Source organism: Sinorhizobium sp. GQ132 (assembly GCF_059758575.1).
This window is the reverse complement of the sequence record NZ_JCAXDX010000015.1, coordinates 1-17,332: the sequence shown is the minus strand read 5'-3', so window position 1 is coordinate 17,332 and position 17,332 is coordinate 1. Positions and strand designations below refer to the sequence as shown.

Here is a 17,332-nt window from a genome sequence, read left to right as displayed (position 1 = left end):
TCAGCCTCCCAAGGAGTCACGCATGCGCTGCAGCCGCAGCTTGCCGTCGGCGGCTTCGGCGTTCCTGCAGTTCGTGGTGTCGCGAAGCTCGCCTGGATTGTTACGGCACTTCGTGATGATGTCGGTAAGCAGCGCCTCGTCGGCCACCAACTCATCGACGGTGTAGCTCCGGTCCGACGGCTCCGAGCAGGCCGCCAGGCCAAGCATTGCCAGAAGAAGGAGCAGTCTCCTCATTGCAGGGCCGCCTTCATCGTGTCCATGCGCTGGCGCCAGTCCTCGGCCTTACGCTGTTCGTCCACCTGCGCCTGAGCCTGCTGCACCATCCGCAGCCCCTCCATCCGCAGCACATCGGTCTGGAGGAAAGCCGTTTCGGCCTGAAGCCGCGCCTGAAGGTCGGCGATATCCTTGGCGTCGCCAGCCGTGGAGATCTTTTGCCGCAACTGGTCGATACCATCGATGCGCTTGGTCGCGGCGTCATAGATCTGCTCGCCAAGGCTCATCTGCCCGGCATTCCTGTTCTGGATGCGGGAAAGCTCCTGCGCATAGAAGTCGTCGGCGCTGGTCCGGTAGGTCGTATTGCCTTCGAGGAATTTCGACGCGGAATCGCCGAAGAGGCCGGTGGCGTTGCCCTTGAACAATCCTTCAATGGCATTGAAATCTGCCGGCAGCGCCTTGCGGATCGCCGGATCATTCAGGACGCTGGCGACATCGGCCATGTCGGTCAGCTTATTCAACGAACCATAAAGCTGCTGCGCCTGCTCGATCTGCTGATGCAGGGCATCGAGCTGGGACTTCAACTGCGCAATGCTCTCGATGTGCTTGGCGATCGCTGTCTGGTCGATCACCGGGATTCCCTGCCCCGCCGCACTGCCGGCGCAAAGGATCAGCGCCGCGGCGATTGCCGCACCGTGAAGTCGATGGAAAGCCATCAGCTCGCACTCCTTCTTTGTTGGAAAACGGGAAGCCAGTCCTTGGCACCGTCGCCCACCTCCGCGCGAATGGCATCGGCGAGTTCGATATTGGCGGTCCGGCCGGAGAGGATAGCGAGCTCGTCGTCGAAGCCATTGAGATCCAGCTCGGCAACGACACTGTTGTGCCCCTGCTTCAGCACGAACCGGCGACTCTCGACGGAGAGCTCGCGCGCGATCAGCTCGTATTCGCGCTCCGTCAGCTTGAAGCCGTCGATATAGTCGGCGTGGTTGCCGCGGGCGTTCGGCAGGAAAATCTGGGTCGGGCATTGCTCGATGATGGTGTGGGCGATCGGCGAGACGATCGCATCGCGCGGGCTCTGCGTGGCGAACAGCATGAGGCCGTTCTGCTTGCGGATCGTCTTGAGCTTGTTCTGGGCGAGATCACGAAAGCTCTCGTCCTGAAGCGCCTTCCAGAACTCGTCGATGACGATGATGATCCTGCGGCCGTCGATCAGTTGCTCGACGCGATGAAAAAGATAGGCCATTAGCGGCGTGCGAATCTCCTCGTTGTCGAGGAAGTCGGTCATGTCATAGCCGACGAACTTGCCGCCGACACCAAACTCGCCGAAGCCGATGTCCTCGATGACATTGTCGAAAACCCAGCCGAGCGGCCCTCCCCTCTCCCACCGCCGCAGCCTTGCCGCGATACCTTCTGGATCGGTGTTGTCGAGAAAAGTCCTGAGCGCGCCAATCGTCCGCCGCTCGACCGGCAGGTCGGCGAGCGCGTCGATGGCGGACGCAATGTCGCGGAGTTCAGTCACGGTCAGTTCCCGCGTTGCCGAACCGACAAGCTTGCCGACCCAGCGCGTCAGGAACACCTTGTTCTCTGGCGTCAGTTCGAGTGCCTTCAGAGGGGCGCAGCCGGTCGGGACACCGTTCTTGAGGGGAAGGTAGGTGCCGCCGGCGGCGCGCACGTAGAGATCGGCTCCCCTGTCCTTGTCGAAGAACACCACATGCGGATCGTGCTTTTCGAGCTGCGACAGCATGAAGTTGAGAAGCACGGTCTTACCGGTGCCGGAGGGTCCGCAGACGAAGGTGTTGCCGAGATCGCCATAGTGGAAATTGAAATAATACGGAGACCCCGAGGCCGTTTTGAGCAGGGTGACGGCGGGACCCCATTCGTTGCCGTCCTTCCGGCCGAGTGGATAGGCGTGGAAGGGCGACAAGGCTGCGAAATTCCGCGACGTGATCGCTCCGGACCGGGCGCGGTAACGGAAGTTTCCCGGCAGCTGCGCCCACCAGGCCGCCTCAAGGCCAAGATCTTCGCGCGCGACGACTGCGCCGCCACTGATTAGGCTGGCACGCGCCTTGGCGAAGTTGTCGGTCAGTTCCTTCACCGACGGGGCGAAGACGGAAAGCGTCAGGTGGTGCTCTCCCAGCACGAACCGGTTGGACTCCAGATCGTCCATGGCCTCGTCGAGCTCCTCGATCTGCGAGGCGGCTTTGTCGCCGCTGCTCACCATCTGGTTCTGCTTGCGGCCCATGATGGCGCGCGCGTCGGCCTTTGAGACGAAGGAGAAGGATTGGGCCAGGATCAGTTCGAAAGGGCTGGTGAGCACACCATCAAGCATGCCGGTCCTGGTGCGGGCCGGATATTCCTTGAAACTCAGCATGCCGGCAAAGCGGCTCGTCGCCTCGTGCCGGATCTCGATCGTCTCGCGGCCCACGATGACGCGGTCGGAGTAGATCGCCGAGGCGATGCGCCCGTCGGTCAGCGGGATCGGCTCCCGTCGGCCACCGACGATCTGGTGCAGGACCTCGCTCGGTTCCGAGAGCAGCAAGCCATCGTGCTCGTAAAGCGACAGTACGCGCGGTTCGAAGCGCTTCAACGCCGCCGTGACATCGACCACCTTATCGCGAAGCTGCTTGAAGGCCTCCTGATCCAGCTCGATGCCAGCGCGACGAGCGTGACGCAGGCGGGACAACAGTTTCGCCGCCTTGTCGGCCGGATCGCGCGCCGGAGACCACAGGATCGACAGGTAGAGATCGTTGCGAAACAGATCCTCGCCCACCATGCGCGCGCGGTACTTGTCATTGAGCGCGGCGGAGAACGGCGTGGTGAACGTGCCTTCCGGATAGCTGTTGTCGCGACGGCGGATGAGATGGGTCCAAAGGGCAAGCCGTTCGTCGGCTATGTTCCGATAAAGCGTGTTGAGATCGCGGTGAAGCGCGTTCAAGTCGAGAACGTCCGCGGTCTCGAAGGAGACGCCCTCAAGCGCGATCATCACCATGAGCGCGCGGGAATCGAGCGCGATCGTGGATTCGTCGACGTGGCGGACATAGGGAATGAAGGTCTCCGGGCCAAGCTCGCGAGACCTGAGTGTGGCGAGACTAGGCAAATCCGAGGTCCTTTTCGTCGTAACGCCGGGCCTGCCTCAGTGGCGAAAGCGTCGCCCCACCCCAATAGGAGCCGTTGCGTGACCGGCCGCGCGTCTCCACCCAGGCAAGCAGGATGCGAAACATGTTGTGGTCGTGCTTGACGAGCGCGCGGAACACCAGATGGAAGACGACGCCGACAGCCAAGTAGGCGACCGAGCCGGCAACGATGAAGAGAATGGTCGCCAGCATGATGTTCACGCCCATCGCTTCCATCGTCACGCCGGCGATCATCGCCGGCCGGGTGCAGGCGATGAACAGCGTGTCGTCCTCGAGCGTTGGCCGCGCGGTCGCCATGACATCAGCTTCCGACGATGGTGTTCACAAGTTCGGTGGCGCCGAAGATGCCGCCGATGCCGATGATCCAGAACCCTGCCCGTCTCAGATCCATGTAGCCGAACATCCAGGCGATGCAGATCACGATCACCGCGATGACGGCCAGCAGCTTGGCGATGTTTCCGGTCAGCATGTCGACGATGTTCTGCAGTACGGTCTCGATGCCGGCGGCTTGCGCGAAGGCCGGTTCGACCAGAGTGGCCACAATGGCGACGGCCATTAAACCGCTGGCGGCTATTGGGCGGATACGGGAACTTAAAGTCATTCACTCTGCTCCATTTGACTGTTCTGAAATACCAGGACCGAGGATCGCCGGCGCGAATTGAAGACGTCCCAGGATGGCGCAGATACTGCTTCGCCGGCAGGCCGATCGTGCGCCGCGCCTTCGATCGGGACAGCGAGAGTCGTTTCTTCATCCGGCCCCGTTCCCTGCCAACCATTCGCGATCGTCAGTGTCGCGAGGGTCCTACCGAGGCGCTTCACCTCCTGGCGGACCTGCTCGTCATAGTTGACCATTGCGCCGAGGGAGGGATCGTCGCGCCCGTACCAGGACTGCAGCATCACCCGCTCGGCCCGCTTCGGATCGGCCCCGGCCTTCACTGCGAGCCGGTAGTATCCGTTGAGCAGCGTCGCCGTGGCCTGAAGGTTGACGCACGGATCAAACGCGTCGGAGATCGAAAGCTTTAGTTTCTGGATCTCCGGCAAGCCGAGTCCACCAAGGCCAAGTTGGATGTCTTCGCGCTCGGCCACCAGTGACGTGGCGATCTCGATCGCTTCCGCCTTGGTCGCCGGTTGCCTCGATGGCGACGGACCGCTGTTGATCCGGATGGCGTAGGGTTCGAACCGGCTTTCCAGGCTGACGACACCGGCAAGCGTTTCGGCTGCAACTGTGGGTGCGCATGTCTGCGCGAGATCAACGAATGCAATGGGCATGGATTAGTACCAGATCCTTTCCTTACCGACGCCGTCGATGGTTACGTCGATGTAGTGCGGCTGCTGGCGTTTATTTGGCCGGGTGATGACGTGCGCCATGCACTTGGATCGCTCGCCCTCCCGTTGCCATCGCGGCGAAGAGACGGAACCACGGTTACCGCCTTGGTCATCGCGCCGGAATGAGCAGAAGCGCCTACTAACCGGGTGTAGCCTTGTCGAAATGCAAATGGCATCGCGGCCGCGTGGGCCGAACGAGCTAGCCAGCCGATAGCCGTTGTTGCAGTAATATGGCTGGTAGCCAGGGCGTGAACTATGGAAGCCGACGCCGCTGCAGGTCGGAAACGACCGACCCTTGGCAAGCCAGTCCCACAGCCTGTGGATCGGCGGCTGGCATTCAGGGTACTGCGTGGCGCCGCCGGGATTGGAAAGGCATAGAATAACCTGGCATCCCCACTCATCCGCACGCGCTCTAACGTCGAAAACAAGATAGAAGGACGCTAAGCTGATCGCAGCGACGAATGCCCGTAGGAGAGAGTTTTTCATGGTCACTACCCTTGACACGCACGATTCCGCTCGGAGCCAAAGTGATCCGCGGGATCACCCTTCTTTATACTAGCTTATATACGATAGTTAAAACGATGGCAAGCACACTCAACGCCCAATGGCAGAACCAACTGTTTTCGGCCTTCGCCCTGCAGGAAGTCCTCGACAATCCGGTGGAGGGTGAAACCCCGCAATCCCGACTGAAGCAGATCGGAATGATGACGGTGCTCTATATGATGCACCAGAGTCACGAGAAGCTAACTCTTTCTAATATTATCGAAATCACCGGTTTGACGCGCAACGGCGTGAAGGAATCAATCGAGCCGCTCGTCGCGCGGGGTATACTGAGGGAGACACGTGTGAAGAACTCGATGGGGCGCGGAACTGCGAGGCAGTTCGAATTCTGTCCCGAGGTATTTGAGAGACTGAAGCTGGGCATCCATCAGAGAAAGCCGCAGACTTAATGGCTATTATCTGCCATTAACATTCATGTGTAGTGAGCCTGTCAGATGGGGAGAACAGCCGAGCAAAGTGGGACTGCCGTGCCGATAGGCTGGGCACGTCGTCCTGATTTGCTGGGCGCCCTGCGCCAACTCGTGGCCTTCCGACTAGCGCACGCAGGATTTTGACTGTCGCGAAATAAAACATCAACGAACCGCGATCAGAAGGCAGCTCGACGAGCCACAGGGCCTTCGTCCACAGCGGCCGCGATGGCGCGCTTGGCCGCTTGGAGGCCTTGCGGCCTCTTCGGCTGGCGCCACCTGCTGGCCGCCTTCGTCACGCTGGTGATCCGCAGAATAGGCAGTGACCGGGATGTCGAAGAATTCAGGGCCGATCCGATCCGCTTTTTTTGCAGTCTCTCCTATCGGAGACACCCAATCATTGGCCGCACCCTTTACCCGTTTGGGTGACTGCCATAGGCTGTCTCACCACCATCTCTGGCGACAATGGCATTAGAGGCGATTTGCTGCTGTTTCCTTCTGCGCAAATCCTTCGCAAAGGAACCCGGTTTCTTCTACGCCAGCAAGCTCAACTCGCTAGAACCAGCCCTCCGTATCGATTGATCTCGTTTTCGATTTCAGCGACCAGCGTATCCAGCGCGGAATTTCTCACCTTTCCGGCGCGCCGCGCGACATATACTAAGGCAGGCGGCGCAGGCAAGCGTTCGGTGACGATCTGCATCTCGGGCCGCAGATGGCGCCCGCTCAGAAGTGCCACACCCATGGCCGAAGTCACCGCGGCAACAATACCGGCAGCGCTCGCGCATTCGTATACCGTTTCAAGAACGATTCCACCGTCCTGTCCTATGTCGAGCGCCCACCTTCGATAGAAACATTCGTCGTCGAAGGACAGAAAGGGAATCGGCCCTTGCTGCGGCAGTCGCGGCTCCGGGTGCTTGACCCAATGAAGCTCCTCCCGGAACAGGACGACGTCGGTCGGCTGGTTCATGGGCGAAAACCTGCAGGATCGCGGCGTCTAGCTCCCCCGCTCCAGCATTGCCCGCAGGAGCAGACTCATGCGGACTTTGGTACGGACAGCGATATTCGGATGCAGGCGGCGAAATCTCCCCAGTATCCGCGCGAGGTCGCTGCACGCGGTGTCTTCGGTCAAGCCGAGCGCGATGCGTCCTTCAAGTGACGCTTTCGATAAGCTCAGAAGCGCTTCGTCATGCAAGCCGAGGATTCGCCCGGCATAATCCAGCAGATCCTCTCCGGCTGCCGTGAACATGGCTCCGCCCGGCTTCCGGCCGAGCAAGTCACAATCGAGGCTCGTCTCGAGCCGTTTGATCTTGTGGCTGACGGCAGACTGCGAAAAGCTCAGGCCTCGGCCGCGCGGGTATGGGGCTGGAAGTGGTTGGATGTTATCGCTCCGACGGGCCAGACATTTGGTTCCGTGGGGACCTGTGACTAGGCAGCGAAATCAATTGGCTGCCGGAGCGGTCAGCCAGTTCGACGAATGTTCTCGATTTCTTTAGCAGCACCTGAACGAACTTACCTTAGCCTTTAGTCCGATAGTAATTGGGCCAATTGTCTTAGCCCATTCGGCCTTATCCCTTTGGGCGCGCTTCGTACTCCTTGACTGCAACCGGTGCTGTGAGACTCTTCAATCTCATGGTCGTAGTGCGCGGGGGCGGCTTACCGACCCTCTTGGCTGCAAAGAGCTGCATGCCGGTGCGCGCACGGTGCGAACACGCGCGCTACAAAGTAGCCGTCGGAAGTCTGTCGCGTTCTCCCGACCGGTGCGGTGCCGGAAAATTCATGGGGTTTCTCGAAGCTGTGTGACGGCACGTGAACGTTCTTAAACCCCACGAACCACGGACCATAGTCCGATACCCAAGCTTTCGGTGCTGCTGTAGGTTCTGCGTTCCGCGTTCGGATTTCACGTAATGGTTGTGGAGTTTTGCCGTGATTAAGATCTTCGTTTTGATGATGACACTGGTACTGGTTGGCTTCTGGGGTTCTGTCGGCGTTATGATCTATCGGCTGCTTACGTGATTTCGAAGTGGAACGCTTAAAATCTACAGGCTACCCTTACAGGGTGGCGGAATCTTCAGCCGTCCCCTATAGTTTCCTTGCGGCAATGGAGGTTGCCCAAGGAGGATCATATGAGCGACACCGCTTTTGGGTTTCTGCTGGCGACTGAACTGTCGGCCTTGCTGTGGGCCGCACTGCTCATGGGGGCCTTCTCGATTTTCTGACGATCCTTTCAGTTTTCATCGCTCCTCAATGACTTCGCGCCCGCCGGGGCCGCAAATACCTTCTCGGCCGTCTCCTGCTGCGAGAGCCTCCCTACTTCTCGATTGCGGCCCCGACACGCCAGGCACAGCTTCGGACACCGCATCTCGCGGAATGATCTTCGGGCCGGATGATAATGTCCACGCGGCTAAAGGTTATGCCCGGGCCTGAATCCCAGTCGAGCTCAGCCAGAGCAGCGCGAAATTCCTCCAGCGGTTTATTCAACTTTTTCACTCGATGGTTCCACCTGGCACCTTTCGGGCAGGCGTTTTTCGGCAGTGAGCATGCGCTGGTCAACCGAGGGACGCGAGTTGCGCATCAACTTTACCTCCTCATGCTTGTCCCCTCTTCGTGATGCGCTGGCCTGCTAATGCTCTGGCTTGATGGTGTTGACAGTATTTCCCGGCAGCCTTGGCTGCACAGAACAGGAACGGACTGCCGTCGTTGATGGGCCACATGCACTCGCCGGGTCTCAAGTCTACGAGACGTTTGGCATGTGGCAGTCGCTCCAGGTCGTACTTGTGGAGAGGGATAATTACTGAACCGGGCCTGTGCTCGCGCATTGCAGTCTAGTCCTTCCGCGGAGCTCTCTTGCTCTCGTGCGGTCGGCAATGCGAGCTCGCGGCCTCAACGGGAACAACGCGCAAATTCGAAATGCGATCCCAACCATGCTGTTACCGTTGTGGCCGGGGCGCTTGGCGATCTGCGCGACGGAGACATCATCCTCCAAGGCTTGCGGGAACTTCGACGTCGACGGCGCGCATTGCGTCGCCACGATTGGTTCGAGTTCAACGCCAAGTTCAGTTGCAATGTTTTTCTGCCATTGGACTTGCGAGCCATCGCCTTGTGACGAACGGCGCCCGGCCCTGCCGTGGATTATCCACTGGTAACCTCGGGCGAGGTATCCGAGCCGATATTTATCCCATCCTCGAGCGATCCTAGCGGAGGCGTGCCCGCAGAACCTTGAAAGCCGTCACGAGGCGAAGCGCTTCACGTGCTATCCTGCTTGCGGCATGGCTACCGGCGCGATCGCATGCGTAGCCGGCGGAGAGCTCACGCTTGCCGCCTCCGATTGCCCTATAGGGGGCGCCGTCCATGAACAAAGTGCGCGAGTTTACCTGCCTGCGATTGCCGGCGTTCCCCGCGACGTCTACGCTCCGTGGTGGCCTTACCATGAGCTGCAACGCAGCAGCCGGCCGCACTTAAAATTCCGCCCGACTGATAACTGCAATGACGGCCGGGCGATAAGAACAATCAAGAGCGTCGACAACGCATTTTACCTCGTCTGAATGTTTCGGATTAGCCATGGTTCTATGAAGGCTCCATCAAGGTAGGCACGTTCCCGCCACATCGTCGTGTTAAAGTCACCACGTCCGATGGAGGCGATAGTGGACGATCACGAGATAGAACGGCGAGCAAAGATCCTCTGGACCCAAGAGAACCCTAGTCGACCATGGCTTGCGGTCGCACAGCGGTTGCAAATGGGTGAAGACCTCTCAACAGGAGCAACAGAAGAGGATCGGGAGCGCTATCGGCAACGAGTGCGCGCCGGCGATTGATCTTCACGCCACCTTGAGTGACAGGTGCCGCAAGCATGGGCGATGTGCGCATTGGCGATCTGAGGCGGCCGCTTGGCGGCATCGGCAGGTTGGCGAATGCCGTCCGCATCTGCGCCATAGCGATGAGAAGCGCGTAGACTTCCGCGATCGGGATGGAATGGAGTTGGCGATGCGGTAGACCATCATACGCTCTCCCCGTTGCGCGGAACCTTACCGGATGCGGTTGGTTGAGACCGGGTCACGAAAGGAATCCGACGATGAGTGATCCCAAAGACGGCAAACTCACCCAACAGCAGACGCCATCCCGGCGGAAGGCAGTGCCACCGGAGATGGATTTCGAACCCGTTCCGTTGCCAGATCAAGCCGCCGAACCCGGCACCAAAGACGCCGATGCTCCTCCGGCACGAAGCGGCCAGTCCAAAAAGCGGGAGTAGCCGACGGGAAATGCCGGCAAGGACATTCCGGTGCATCACAATGGCCGGATCCAGCGGAAGGTTTGGCTGCGGCCAGCGCCAGTTTCCCTCTCTCACCTGCGGATGGGAGTTCAGTGAGAACGACTATCGTCCAAGGGTACCACACGCGACGTCAATTCTCGTCGCGAGTTGGTCTCCGGGCGGCATCTCGGTCCAGGAGAACGAAGACTTAGCCGTTAAATCGAGGAGACCTGCTTATTCCGCCCCCCTGCCTTGATCTTTCCATTATTAGCTTTCGTTAATGCTCTCTGCCGACCGGATCGCAGGGGAGCGACCAATGGAAGAATTTTTTCAGCCAGTTCTCGTCAGAAACATCCGCCATTCGGATCTGGAGAGGCTTTGCAAGTCCGTGAAGACGTATGCGGGGTGCTACGTTCTAAAGGACCCAAGCGGCGAGGCAAAAACAGCTGGCCTCGATGCCCACTGCTGGTTCCCGTCACGCGACGACAGCATCCTATTCCAGCTGCAATGGGCAGCCCCTGACGGCGACTAACAGGCAATCCGTCCCTGGATGATGAAATCATGACGATTGGATTTTGAGCTGCGTCCAGGTGCGGTGTCGATAGAACGTGCATTTGGTCCTGATGCGCGAGGTCGCAGCAGTTAGAAGGCAATACGCCGCGTTGGCGCCGCCGATCTTGAGTTTCGCCCCGTTCTCCTGAGCCCGTGCCCCGAAAGCGGGAGAATGGTGCAGTCGCTGAGAACGGCGACCTGACGTGAGTTGCATGGGCCCGAGGCCGGGCCGGTAGTTGCTATGGGCTCAGACCGTGGATCCGGCTACAAAGAAGAACTCGATGACACCTGAATGAACCGTTGACAAAAATCCTGGCGTGATGGGATTCGAACCAACGGTCATCCTGTTTGGATGGGCTAAGCCTTGAATATACAGCAAGGCTCGTAAGTTGATGCCAAGCCGCAAGGCACTACTTCGCGAACTCACGATACAGCTCGACCGTCGGTGCGTGCGTATCGATCGTGTCAGCGACCTTGGCGGCCATCGGCAGGTTTTTCTTTTCCGCATCCCATGCCGCCCTAAAACGCTCAACCGTCTCGCGCGCCGTGTCGATCACCAGCTTTTCGGAAAGCTCCGCTTTCGCAGCCAGATGCGCCAGCTCGTCCTTCGACAGCGCTGCCATCTTTTTTGTGCGGGAGAAATTGAGCGCCGCCGCATCTTCCCCCTCGATGTAAGGGATAGTCGACAACAAGTCATACGCTGGCGAGAGCGCAGGGGTGCGGCGATCAGGATAGATGAGCGACCAGTTCTTCAGGTGCATGTCGCCATTGCCGATTAGCGTGCTGAAGACTAGACGCCGGATGAACTCCGCCACGTCGGCCGTGCTGGTTTCGATCCCCAGCACGCGGCCGATCACCCGGTAATTGCCCTTATCGTATTTGTGGTCGGGAAAGACGCCGAAGACTTGCGCAAAGTCCTCGATATGCACCGCTCCCTCCGGCGTGCGGTCAAAACGCTTGATCGCCAGCGCCTGTCCGTGCAGTTCACCCACCCCCTGCGGAAGACCGCTTACGGCGTCGAGATCAACCAGCTGGAGCTCAGGCACGTCCATACCCATCATGCGGGCGATGGTCATCATCGCGAACTCATTCTCGGGCACGCCGCTATATTGATGAGACGGCAGCTTCACGATCCACGAGCCACCCGTGCCCTCGGCCGGAATGGTCAAGCCGCCGCCCTTTTTGTCGTTCTTAAAGGCCGAGAACTTCAGCTGCACACCCGCCAGCGAAAAGCGCAGCGCGTTCGGCCGCGCTTCGACGATAGCCTGCCCGTCATCCGGAGGCGCATCATCCCCTTCGGAGGGATGCACCGTCACAGCCCCAGGCAGGTCGCGGCCGAGCATCCAGAGCAGGAAGAATTCCCGCGACGGCTTCACACCCGCACGATCAGCGAGGTATTTGCGCAGCGGTCCTTCCGGCAGTAGGTTCGAGAAGAAGGGCGGGACTACCATGTTGTACGGCCTGAACTTCGTGATGAGCGCCCCGAACGGGTCTTTCAGGGACAGGCTAAGCGTCGGCCGCTTTTCGTCTTCGATATAAGCATCGTTGAACGCGAAGATGGTGCGCCCGTCCTGCAGATTCGTCAGGGTCGCAACCGGTTCCCCATACAGCCTGACATCGAGTACCGTGACCTTAGGCATTATCGTCTTCCTCATCCAGCGCATAGGCCGAGCGAGGGACCGCGTCGTCACGCTCGCGGTGCACCGCGGCATTGCGTAGGTGTCTTACGACATGTGCGATCCTGCTCAGCTCCTGACGGGACGGAGGATCAGCCTGCCACCGGTCGAGGCGTGCAGTCGCCTCGTTGAATGTGTCCATCTCCTCGGCCGACAGAGGAAGATGCCGTAAGAGCGCGAGGCTATCTTTGAATCTATCTGCCTCGGAAGCACTACCGAACCCGCCCCTGTGCTGCGCAAACCACCGCTCAAGGCGCCCCACCAGTTTGCGCTGGTCGGATGTCACGACATCACTCGATGGCGATGCACTATCGAGGATATTGCGCATTGCCGGCATCAGTTTTTTCGGGGCAAGGACGATCTCGAGGTCGAGCGCGCGCGCCACATCCACTAGGCTGCCAAGCCCGGGCTCCATGGTGCCCCGTTCTATCTGAGAAATATGGCTTTGCGTCAGGCCCGATCGTGCGCTCAGCTCGCGCTGGCTCATTTTCTGCGCTTCGCGCGCTGCGCGCAGCTGCTGCCTTATATGCTCCGTTTTATATGCCATATCATTATCCTGTATCGCACGACGCGAAACAACAGGATAATATATAAGAGGATTCTCACAGCGATGCAATCTCGATATACAAAGCCGTATCAAAAACGCTGATATATATAGAATTATATATCAGATTGCAGTCTTAGGACTCACAGATATCCATCAGCTCCTATAGCCACCCATCCGTGCGCGCAGCAGGTCAACCTGCGCAGACCCTGCAGGTATAGTGTCTGCTGGGTACGGACGTCGCCAACCAGCCGTGGAAAAGGTGGGCATTCGAACAGCCGGGCCGGCACATCACGAACTGGGTAAACTCACCGCGGATGATGTTCGATCTAGTGAAGGCGGGAGCGGGCATCAGCGTGATGCCATGTTTCATCGGCGATAGCGATCCAGGCTTCGTCCGGGCGGGGCGGGTGATCGATGAGCTCGGGCATGATCTCTGGATGGTCCTGCATGGCGACGAACGCGGCCGGGAAGCCGTGCGCACGGTCGCAGACCGGCTTTCGGCGCTGCTCGCTGCAAATGCCTCACTCTTTTTGGGTTCGAATGGGCGCGATCCCCTTTGAACCGAACCCAGGATGGAAGCACGCAAGGGGGTCGCCCGTCTATGTCGGCGAAGTCGGTACGGCCTTTTCGCGACGGATGTCGACGGAGTTACGCAAGCTGCTCGAGGCGATCGTCGTCAGCCTCGGCCGCTCGAGCACTGCTAGTGCGTGGTGGCCAGCGCATCGAGGAAGGCCGGCCCGACTGGGTTGCGTCCCCGGATCCTCCTGTCGACCCATGGTGTTGGGCACGCTTGGTGCTGAGCGTTTGCCGTTCGATGAAGCCTTTGCTCGGACTGTTTTCGCCGGACAAGCACACTCCGGCCAATTCGACAAAGGGTTAAAATACAAAACCCCTAAATTGTTACTGGTACACCTAATACCTTCGTATAAGATCGACCCCGCATTGACACACCCTCTAGCATTGCCAGTGCTTGTAGTGGGCTTTGCGGCGGACCGTATTTCCGTGTCCTTGCTTCATACTGCAGAACGACAGTTCCAACGAAATTCCCTGACCGGAAACGGTCAGGGCTTCATCTATGCGCCTTAAGCCTGCTGATCTCAGCGCGCCGATTCGGAGACGTAGATGGGCCTGTTGCACGGGCCGACGAGCGCGCCCAACGGCGGCTTTAGATCTTCACCCGTTTTTTTTGCGCCTTCGGCGTGCTGATGGGCGCGGATGATGGTGGAATCGACTACCAGGTGGCACATGGCGATCTCCCGTCGGTTATTCAGCATGGCTCCTATGCCGAACCCACACGCCAAATTGTCATATAACCGTACGCGACGCCGGCGAAAGCACCCTCACATATTCGAGCGAAAGATAACGAGACACTCGCGCCATAGTCCATTATGTCTATGCTCGTGCTGCACTTGGCCTCTTAATGGAACGCGGCCGGACTGGGAGAAATGCCTCACACACCACTTATTGCCACCCTCGTTGCCGGCCTTGGGCTGGCCTTCATTTTCGGCACTGTGGCAAATCGACTTCACCTATCGCCGCTGGTCGGCTACCTCTTGGCAGGTGTTTTGATCGGCCCGTTTACGCCTGGCTTTGTTGCAGATCAATCGCTGGCGCGCCAACTCGCCGAGCTTGGTGTTATCCTGCTGATGTTTGGCATAGGGCTACATTTCTCCATCCACGACTTACTTTCCGTGCGGACTATCGCGCTTCCTGGGGCTCTCGGCCAAATGGCTCTGGTGACAACGCTCGGGTTCATTGTGTCGCAAGCGATCGGATGGCCAGTTGCAGCTGGAGTGGTGTTCGGGTTGGCACTCTCGGTTGCAAGCACGGTCGTGGTACTAAGGGCCCTCCAGGAAAAGCGACAACTCGAAACCGATGGAGGGCGTATTGCCGTCGGATGGCTGGTCGTCGAAGACGTCGCCATGATCCTCGCCCTCGTATTATTGCCGGCCTTCGCTGGCAGTCTTGGCGGCAGCACAACTCGGCCGAGTTCAGGCGATGGCGGCCTCTTCACGTTTCTTGAGCCGCAAACTGTGTCCGGCGCGCTTGCACTTGCGTTGACCAAGTTGACTGCATTTTTTGCGGCGATGGCTATCTTCGGCCGGCGCGTCATTCCGTGGGTACTGCACTATGTTGCTCACACCGGTTCGCGAGAGCTTTTTCGTCTGGCGGTACTGGCGATTGCGCTGGGAGTCGCTTTCGGAGCAGCTGAACTGTTCGGTGTCTCCTTCGCTCTTGGCGCATTTTTCGCGGGAATGATCCTCGCCGAATCACAGTTGAGCCAAAGGGCCGCTCAGGAAACGCTGCCGCTCCGCGACGCATTTGCCGTGCTCTTCTTTGTCTCGGTAGGCATGTTGTTCAACCCCATGATTCTGGTCGAGCAGCCGCTGCTCGTCGGAGCAACATTCCTGATCATCGTGATTGGCAATGCTACAGCCGCGTCCGCGATCGCCATCACGTTCGGCTATTCCCTGCCTGTAGCTCTGACACTCGGCCTCAGCCTCGCACAGATCGGCGAGTTCTCCTTCATACTTGCGGCGCTGGGAGTTGAACTCAAGCTTCTTCCGGAGGCAGGGCGGGACCTGGTGCTTGCCGGAGCGATCCTGTCCATTCTCATCAACCCTCTTCTATTCGCCGGATTCGGTCGCCTAACGCCATGGCTCAAGCAACGCGAGCCGGTCGGCGCCGTACAAGAAGACCGCAAGACAGACACACCCGAGCTCACGGGTACCCGTCTCACCCACCATGCTGTCCTTGTCGGCTATGGGCGGGTTGGGAGCCTGGTTGCAGAGACGTTGCAAAAAGCACGGTTGCCTTACCTGATAATTGAGGAGCGGCAAGCGGTTGCCGATCAACTTCGGGCGCTTGGCGCCGAAGTCATTATTGGAAATGCCGCTCAGCCCGGGTTACTTGAGGCGGCCAACGTTGGCGCAGCCAAATGGTTGATCAGCGCCATTCCAAGTCCGTTCGAAAGTGGCAACCTCATCGAGCGCGCCCGCACAGTGAATCCGACACTCGAGATCATCGCCCGCGCGCATTCCGACGCTGAGGTCGATTACCTGACAAGGTTGGGAGCGAACCTCATCATCATGGGCGAGCGGGAAATCGCGCGGAGCATCTCGGAACATATTTTGAGCCGCATCGATGTATCCGCAGCTCCCAATCCTAACGAAGGCCAAACAGGCCGCATATCAGAATAAGCTTGCGCTGAACTTCGGACAGGTCCCTCGCCTTAATGTGAGCAGAACTTGGGACCCCGCCATTCAACTTCTGGCGCAGTTGAAGGGAACGGCGGAAAGCACGTGGCAAGCTGTCTTCTGAACGCCGTGCCGCCGAAATTCGCAGGAGACTGGTGGTCTATAACGTCCCGGACGCAGAGTCCTGGACGGGTCGCTATGGTCGCTTGGTCGGAGAAACCGGACTATCTCGAAGAGGCAGACCACGCCAATCTGGATTGGACGTCGAGGCAGCGCTCGCATGCCACGATGAAGATCCGCGGCCAACGATCGTCACACCGTTGCTCGACTGCAAGCATCTGCGCGAACACCTTGCGATCGCCGAGCAGTTCACGAGCGTTGGGATCTCGCACGGGTGGTCGCCGCGGTTTCAGAGGCCGGAGGAGACCCAGCCAAATGTGGACGCTTGTTCTCCCGTCCGACCGGACGGCCTCTCCATTGCCAGATTCGACGAGCAATTCCCTTTGATATGTTATGCGATCCTTTGGTGAATATTCAGGAAGTTTTCGACGAGGCAATGCGCCATCGGTCTGCGCGTCGGCAAGCAGCGTGCCGCTCTGGTCCCCGACTGCCAAACTGATCCGAAATTGGAAGCGCCGGTTGGACTGCGCGGCGCGCAGAACCTCCTGTTTCCGCACCGGGACGGAACGCTATGGATTTTGAGCAAGAGCTGAGCCTGGCTTCGTTATCGCTCGGGATTTGCCAACGACCGCGACTCATAGCGAGCACGCATGCTGGCACGCAAGCGCTTGCACCGTCTCGCGAGCTCCTGCACAATGCCACACGTGCCCAAGTGGCGTTACTGGGGCAGTTAAGCGAGCGCAGATGACCGTCACAAATAGGTGCGTCTTGAAGACTGGCCCATGTCAGCTGCTTTGCCTCCATCGTGTAAATAGGATGCCGATGACGCTTGAGGGGCTGCGCACCGAGAGGGAAGCGAGAAGATGGAAGCGGCGAAGGTGTCTAAGCCCGACGTTTCGGCGGTCTACACGGTCGACCTGAGTGAGCGGCCAGTGCCACGCGGAGATGCCGCGCTCGAGAAGGCCGCACTACTTCAGCTCGCCGGACGCCTGCACGATGCGCCTGGAGAAATGCTCCCAAAGTTCGTCGAACTCGCCATGGAGCTGACAGGCGCGATTTCCGCGGGTGTCAGCCTGCTCGAACAGACAGAGTCGTTTTCGGTGTTCCGCTGGCATAATCTGAAGGGAATTCTGTCGCCGTTCAACGGGGCGACTACTCCCCGCGATTACTCGCCGTGTGGCATTACGCTCGACCGCAGCGCACCAACACTGGCGATCCATCCGGAACGCGTCTATAACTGGATACCAGCGGGCTTGTCGCTGCCAGAGGTTTTGCTCGTTCCCCTATATATAGGACGGACGGAGCCACTCGGCACCCTTTGGGTCGTCGCCAACAGGATCGGGTATTTCCACC

General features: G+C 59.3%; 13 protein-coding genes and 5 pseudogenes. 7 read left to right on the top strand and 11 right to left on the bottom strand.

Annotated features, from left to right (window positions below; translation table 11 throughout):
• Genes AC6CIG_RS25940 through AC6CIG_RS25910 form a run of 7 tightly spaced genes read right to left on the bottom strand, consistent with a single transcriptional unit; the run spans position 1 to position 5,159 of the window.
• Positions 1 to 234: an EexN family lipoprotein gene (locus tag AC6CIG_RS25940; protein WP_102764694.1), complete on the bottom strand. Its 234-nt coding sequence runs from the start codon at positions 232 to 234 to the stop codon at positions 1 to 3.
• Positions 231 to 929, bottom strand: coding sequence for a P-type DNA transfer protein VirB5 (gene virB5, locus AC6CIG_RS25935; RefSeq protein WP_498324069.1), 699 nt, complete (start codon positions 927 to 929; stop codon positions 231 to 233). The genes AC6CIG_RS25940 and virB5 overlap by 4 nt, the downstream gene beginning before the upstream one ends.
• Positions 929 to 3,310, bottom strand: a complete 2,382-nt coding sequence (locus AC6CIG_RS25930; RefSeq protein WP_498324068.1) for a VirB4 family type IV secretion/conjugal transfer ATPase — start codon at positions 3,308 to 3,310, stop codon at positions 929 to 931. Before AC6CIG_RS25930 ends, virB5 begins: the two co-directional genes overlap by 1 nt.
• Positions 3,303 to 3,644 carry a VirB3 family type IV secretion system protein gene (locus AC6CIG_RS25925; RefSeq protein WP_498324067.1) on the bottom strand — a complete coding sequence of 114 codons (342 nt, stop codon included), beginning with the start codon at positions 3,642 to 3,644 and terminating at the stop codon, positions 3,303 to 3,305. Before AC6CIG_RS25925 ends, AC6CIG_RS25930 begins: the two co-directional genes overlap by 8 nt.
• Positions 3,645 to 3,648: 4 nt before the next feature.
• Entirely contained in the window at positions 3,649 to 3,948 is a 300-nt protein-coding gene (locus AC6CIG_RS25920) for a TrbC/VirB2 family protein (protein WP_102762269.1), read from the bottom strand.
• Positions 3,945 to 4,616: a lysozyme family protein gene (locus AC6CIG_RS25915; RefSeq protein ID WP_498324066.1), complete on the bottom strand. Its 672-nt coding sequence runs from the start codon at positions 4,614 to 4,616 to the stop codon at positions 3,945 to 3,947. The genes AC6CIG_RS25920 and AC6CIG_RS25915 overlap by 4 nt, the downstream gene beginning before the upstream one ends.
• A gap of 3 nt (positions 4,617 to 4,619) precedes the next feature.
• On the bottom strand, positions 4,620 to 5,159 hold the full coding sequence (locus AC6CIG_RS25910) for a hypothetical protein (RefSeq protein WP_498324065.1): 540 nt from the start codon (positions 5,157 to 5,159) through the stop codon (positions 4,620 to 4,622).
• Between the two features lie 95 nt (positions 5,160 to 5,254).
• Here AC6CIG_RS25910 and AC6CIG_RS25905 point away from each other — a divergent pair, with 95 nt between their 5' ends.
• A complete protein-coding gene (locus AC6CIG_RS25905) occupies positions 5,255 to 5,623 on the top strand; it encodes a hypothetical protein (protein ID WP_018099466.1) in 369 nt (122 codons plus the stop codon).
• A 190-nt stretch (positions 5,624 to 5,813) separates the two neighbouring features.
• Positions 5,814 to 6,070: pseudogene (locus tag AC6CIG_RS25900) on the top strand (capsular polysaccharide export protein, LipB/KpsS family); the annotation flags it as partial.
• Positions 6,071 to 6,188: 118 nt separating this feature from the next.
• On the opposite strand, the pseudogene AC6CIG_RS25895 reads toward AC6CIG_RS25900, so the two are convergent.
• A pseudogene (locus tag AC6CIG_RS25895) lies at positions 6,189 to 6,980 on the bottom strand (LysR family transcriptional regulator); the annotation flags it as partial.
• A 2,730-nt stretch (positions 6,981 to 9,710) separates the two neighbouring features.
• On the opposite strand from AC6CIG_RS25895, the pseudogene AC6CIG_RS25890 reads away from it, so the two are divergent.
• Both AC6CIG_RS25890 and AC6CIG_RS25885 read left to right on the top strand, forming a co-directional pair.
• Positions 9,711 to 10,004: pseudogene (locus AC6CIG_RS25890) on the top strand (hypothetical protein).
• A gap of 199 nt (positions 10,005 to 10,203) precedes the next feature.
• On the top strand, positions 10,204 to 10,419 hold the full coding sequence (locus AC6CIG_RS25885) for a hypothetical protein (RefSeq protein WP_018099480.1): 216 nt from the start codon (positions 10,204 to 10,206) through the stop codon (positions 10,417 to 10,419).
• A 430-nt stretch (positions 10,420 to 10,849) separates the two neighbouring features.
• Here the strand turns inward: AC6CIG_RS25885 and AC6CIG_RS25880 are convergent, their stop codons facing one another.
• Both AC6CIG_RS25880 and AC6CIG_RS25875 read right to left on the bottom strand, forming a co-directional pair.
• Complete coding sequence (locus tag AC6CIG_RS25880; protein WP_498324064.1) at positions 10,850 to 12,079, bottom strand: type II toxin-antitoxin system HipA family toxin; 1,230 nt, start codon at positions 12,077 to 12,079, stop codon at positions 10,850 to 10,852.
• Complete coding sequence (locus tag AC6CIG_RS25875) at positions 12,072 to 12,662, bottom strand: helix-turn-helix domain-containing protein (RefSeq protein WP_437412551.1); 591 nt, start codon at positions 12,660 to 12,662, stop codon at positions 12,072 to 12,074. The genes AC6CIG_RS25880 and AC6CIG_RS25875 overlap by 8 nt, the downstream gene beginning before the upstream one ends.
• Before the next feature lie 224 nt (positions 12,663 to 12,886).
• Here AC6CIG_RS25875 and AC6CIG_RS25870 point away from each other — a divergent pair.
• Positions 12,887 to 13,222, top strand: a pseudogene (locus AC6CIG_RS25870) (LysR family transcriptional regulator); the annotation flags it as partial.
• Between the two features lie 537 nt (positions 13,223 to 13,759).
• On the opposite strand, the gene AC6CIG_RS25865 reads toward AC6CIG_RS25870, so the two are convergent.
• A complete protein-coding gene (locus tag AC6CIG_RS25865; RefSeq protein ID WP_437416947.1) occupies positions 13,760 to 13,936 on the bottom strand; it encodes a hypothetical protein in 177 nt (58 codons plus the stop codon).
• A gap of 171 nt (positions 13,937 to 14,107) precedes the next feature.
• Here AC6CIG_RS25865 and AC6CIG_RS25860 point away from each other — a divergent pair, with 171 nt between their 5' ends.
• Together AC6CIG_RS25860 and AC6CIG_RS25855 are read left to right on the top strand one after the other, a co-directional pair.
• Positions 14,108 to 15,862 carry a cation:proton antiporter domain-containing protein gene (locus tag AC6CIG_RS25860; RefSeq protein WP_018099200.1) on the top strand — a complete coding sequence of 585 codons (1,755 nt, stop codon included), beginning with the start codon at positions 14,108 to 14,110 and terminating at the stop codon, positions 15,860 to 15,862.
• A 980-nt stretch (positions 15,863 to 16,842) separates the two neighbouring features.
• Positions 16,843 to 17,332 (top strand): annotated as a pseudogene (locus AC6CIG_RS25855) (histidine kinase); the annotation flags it as partial.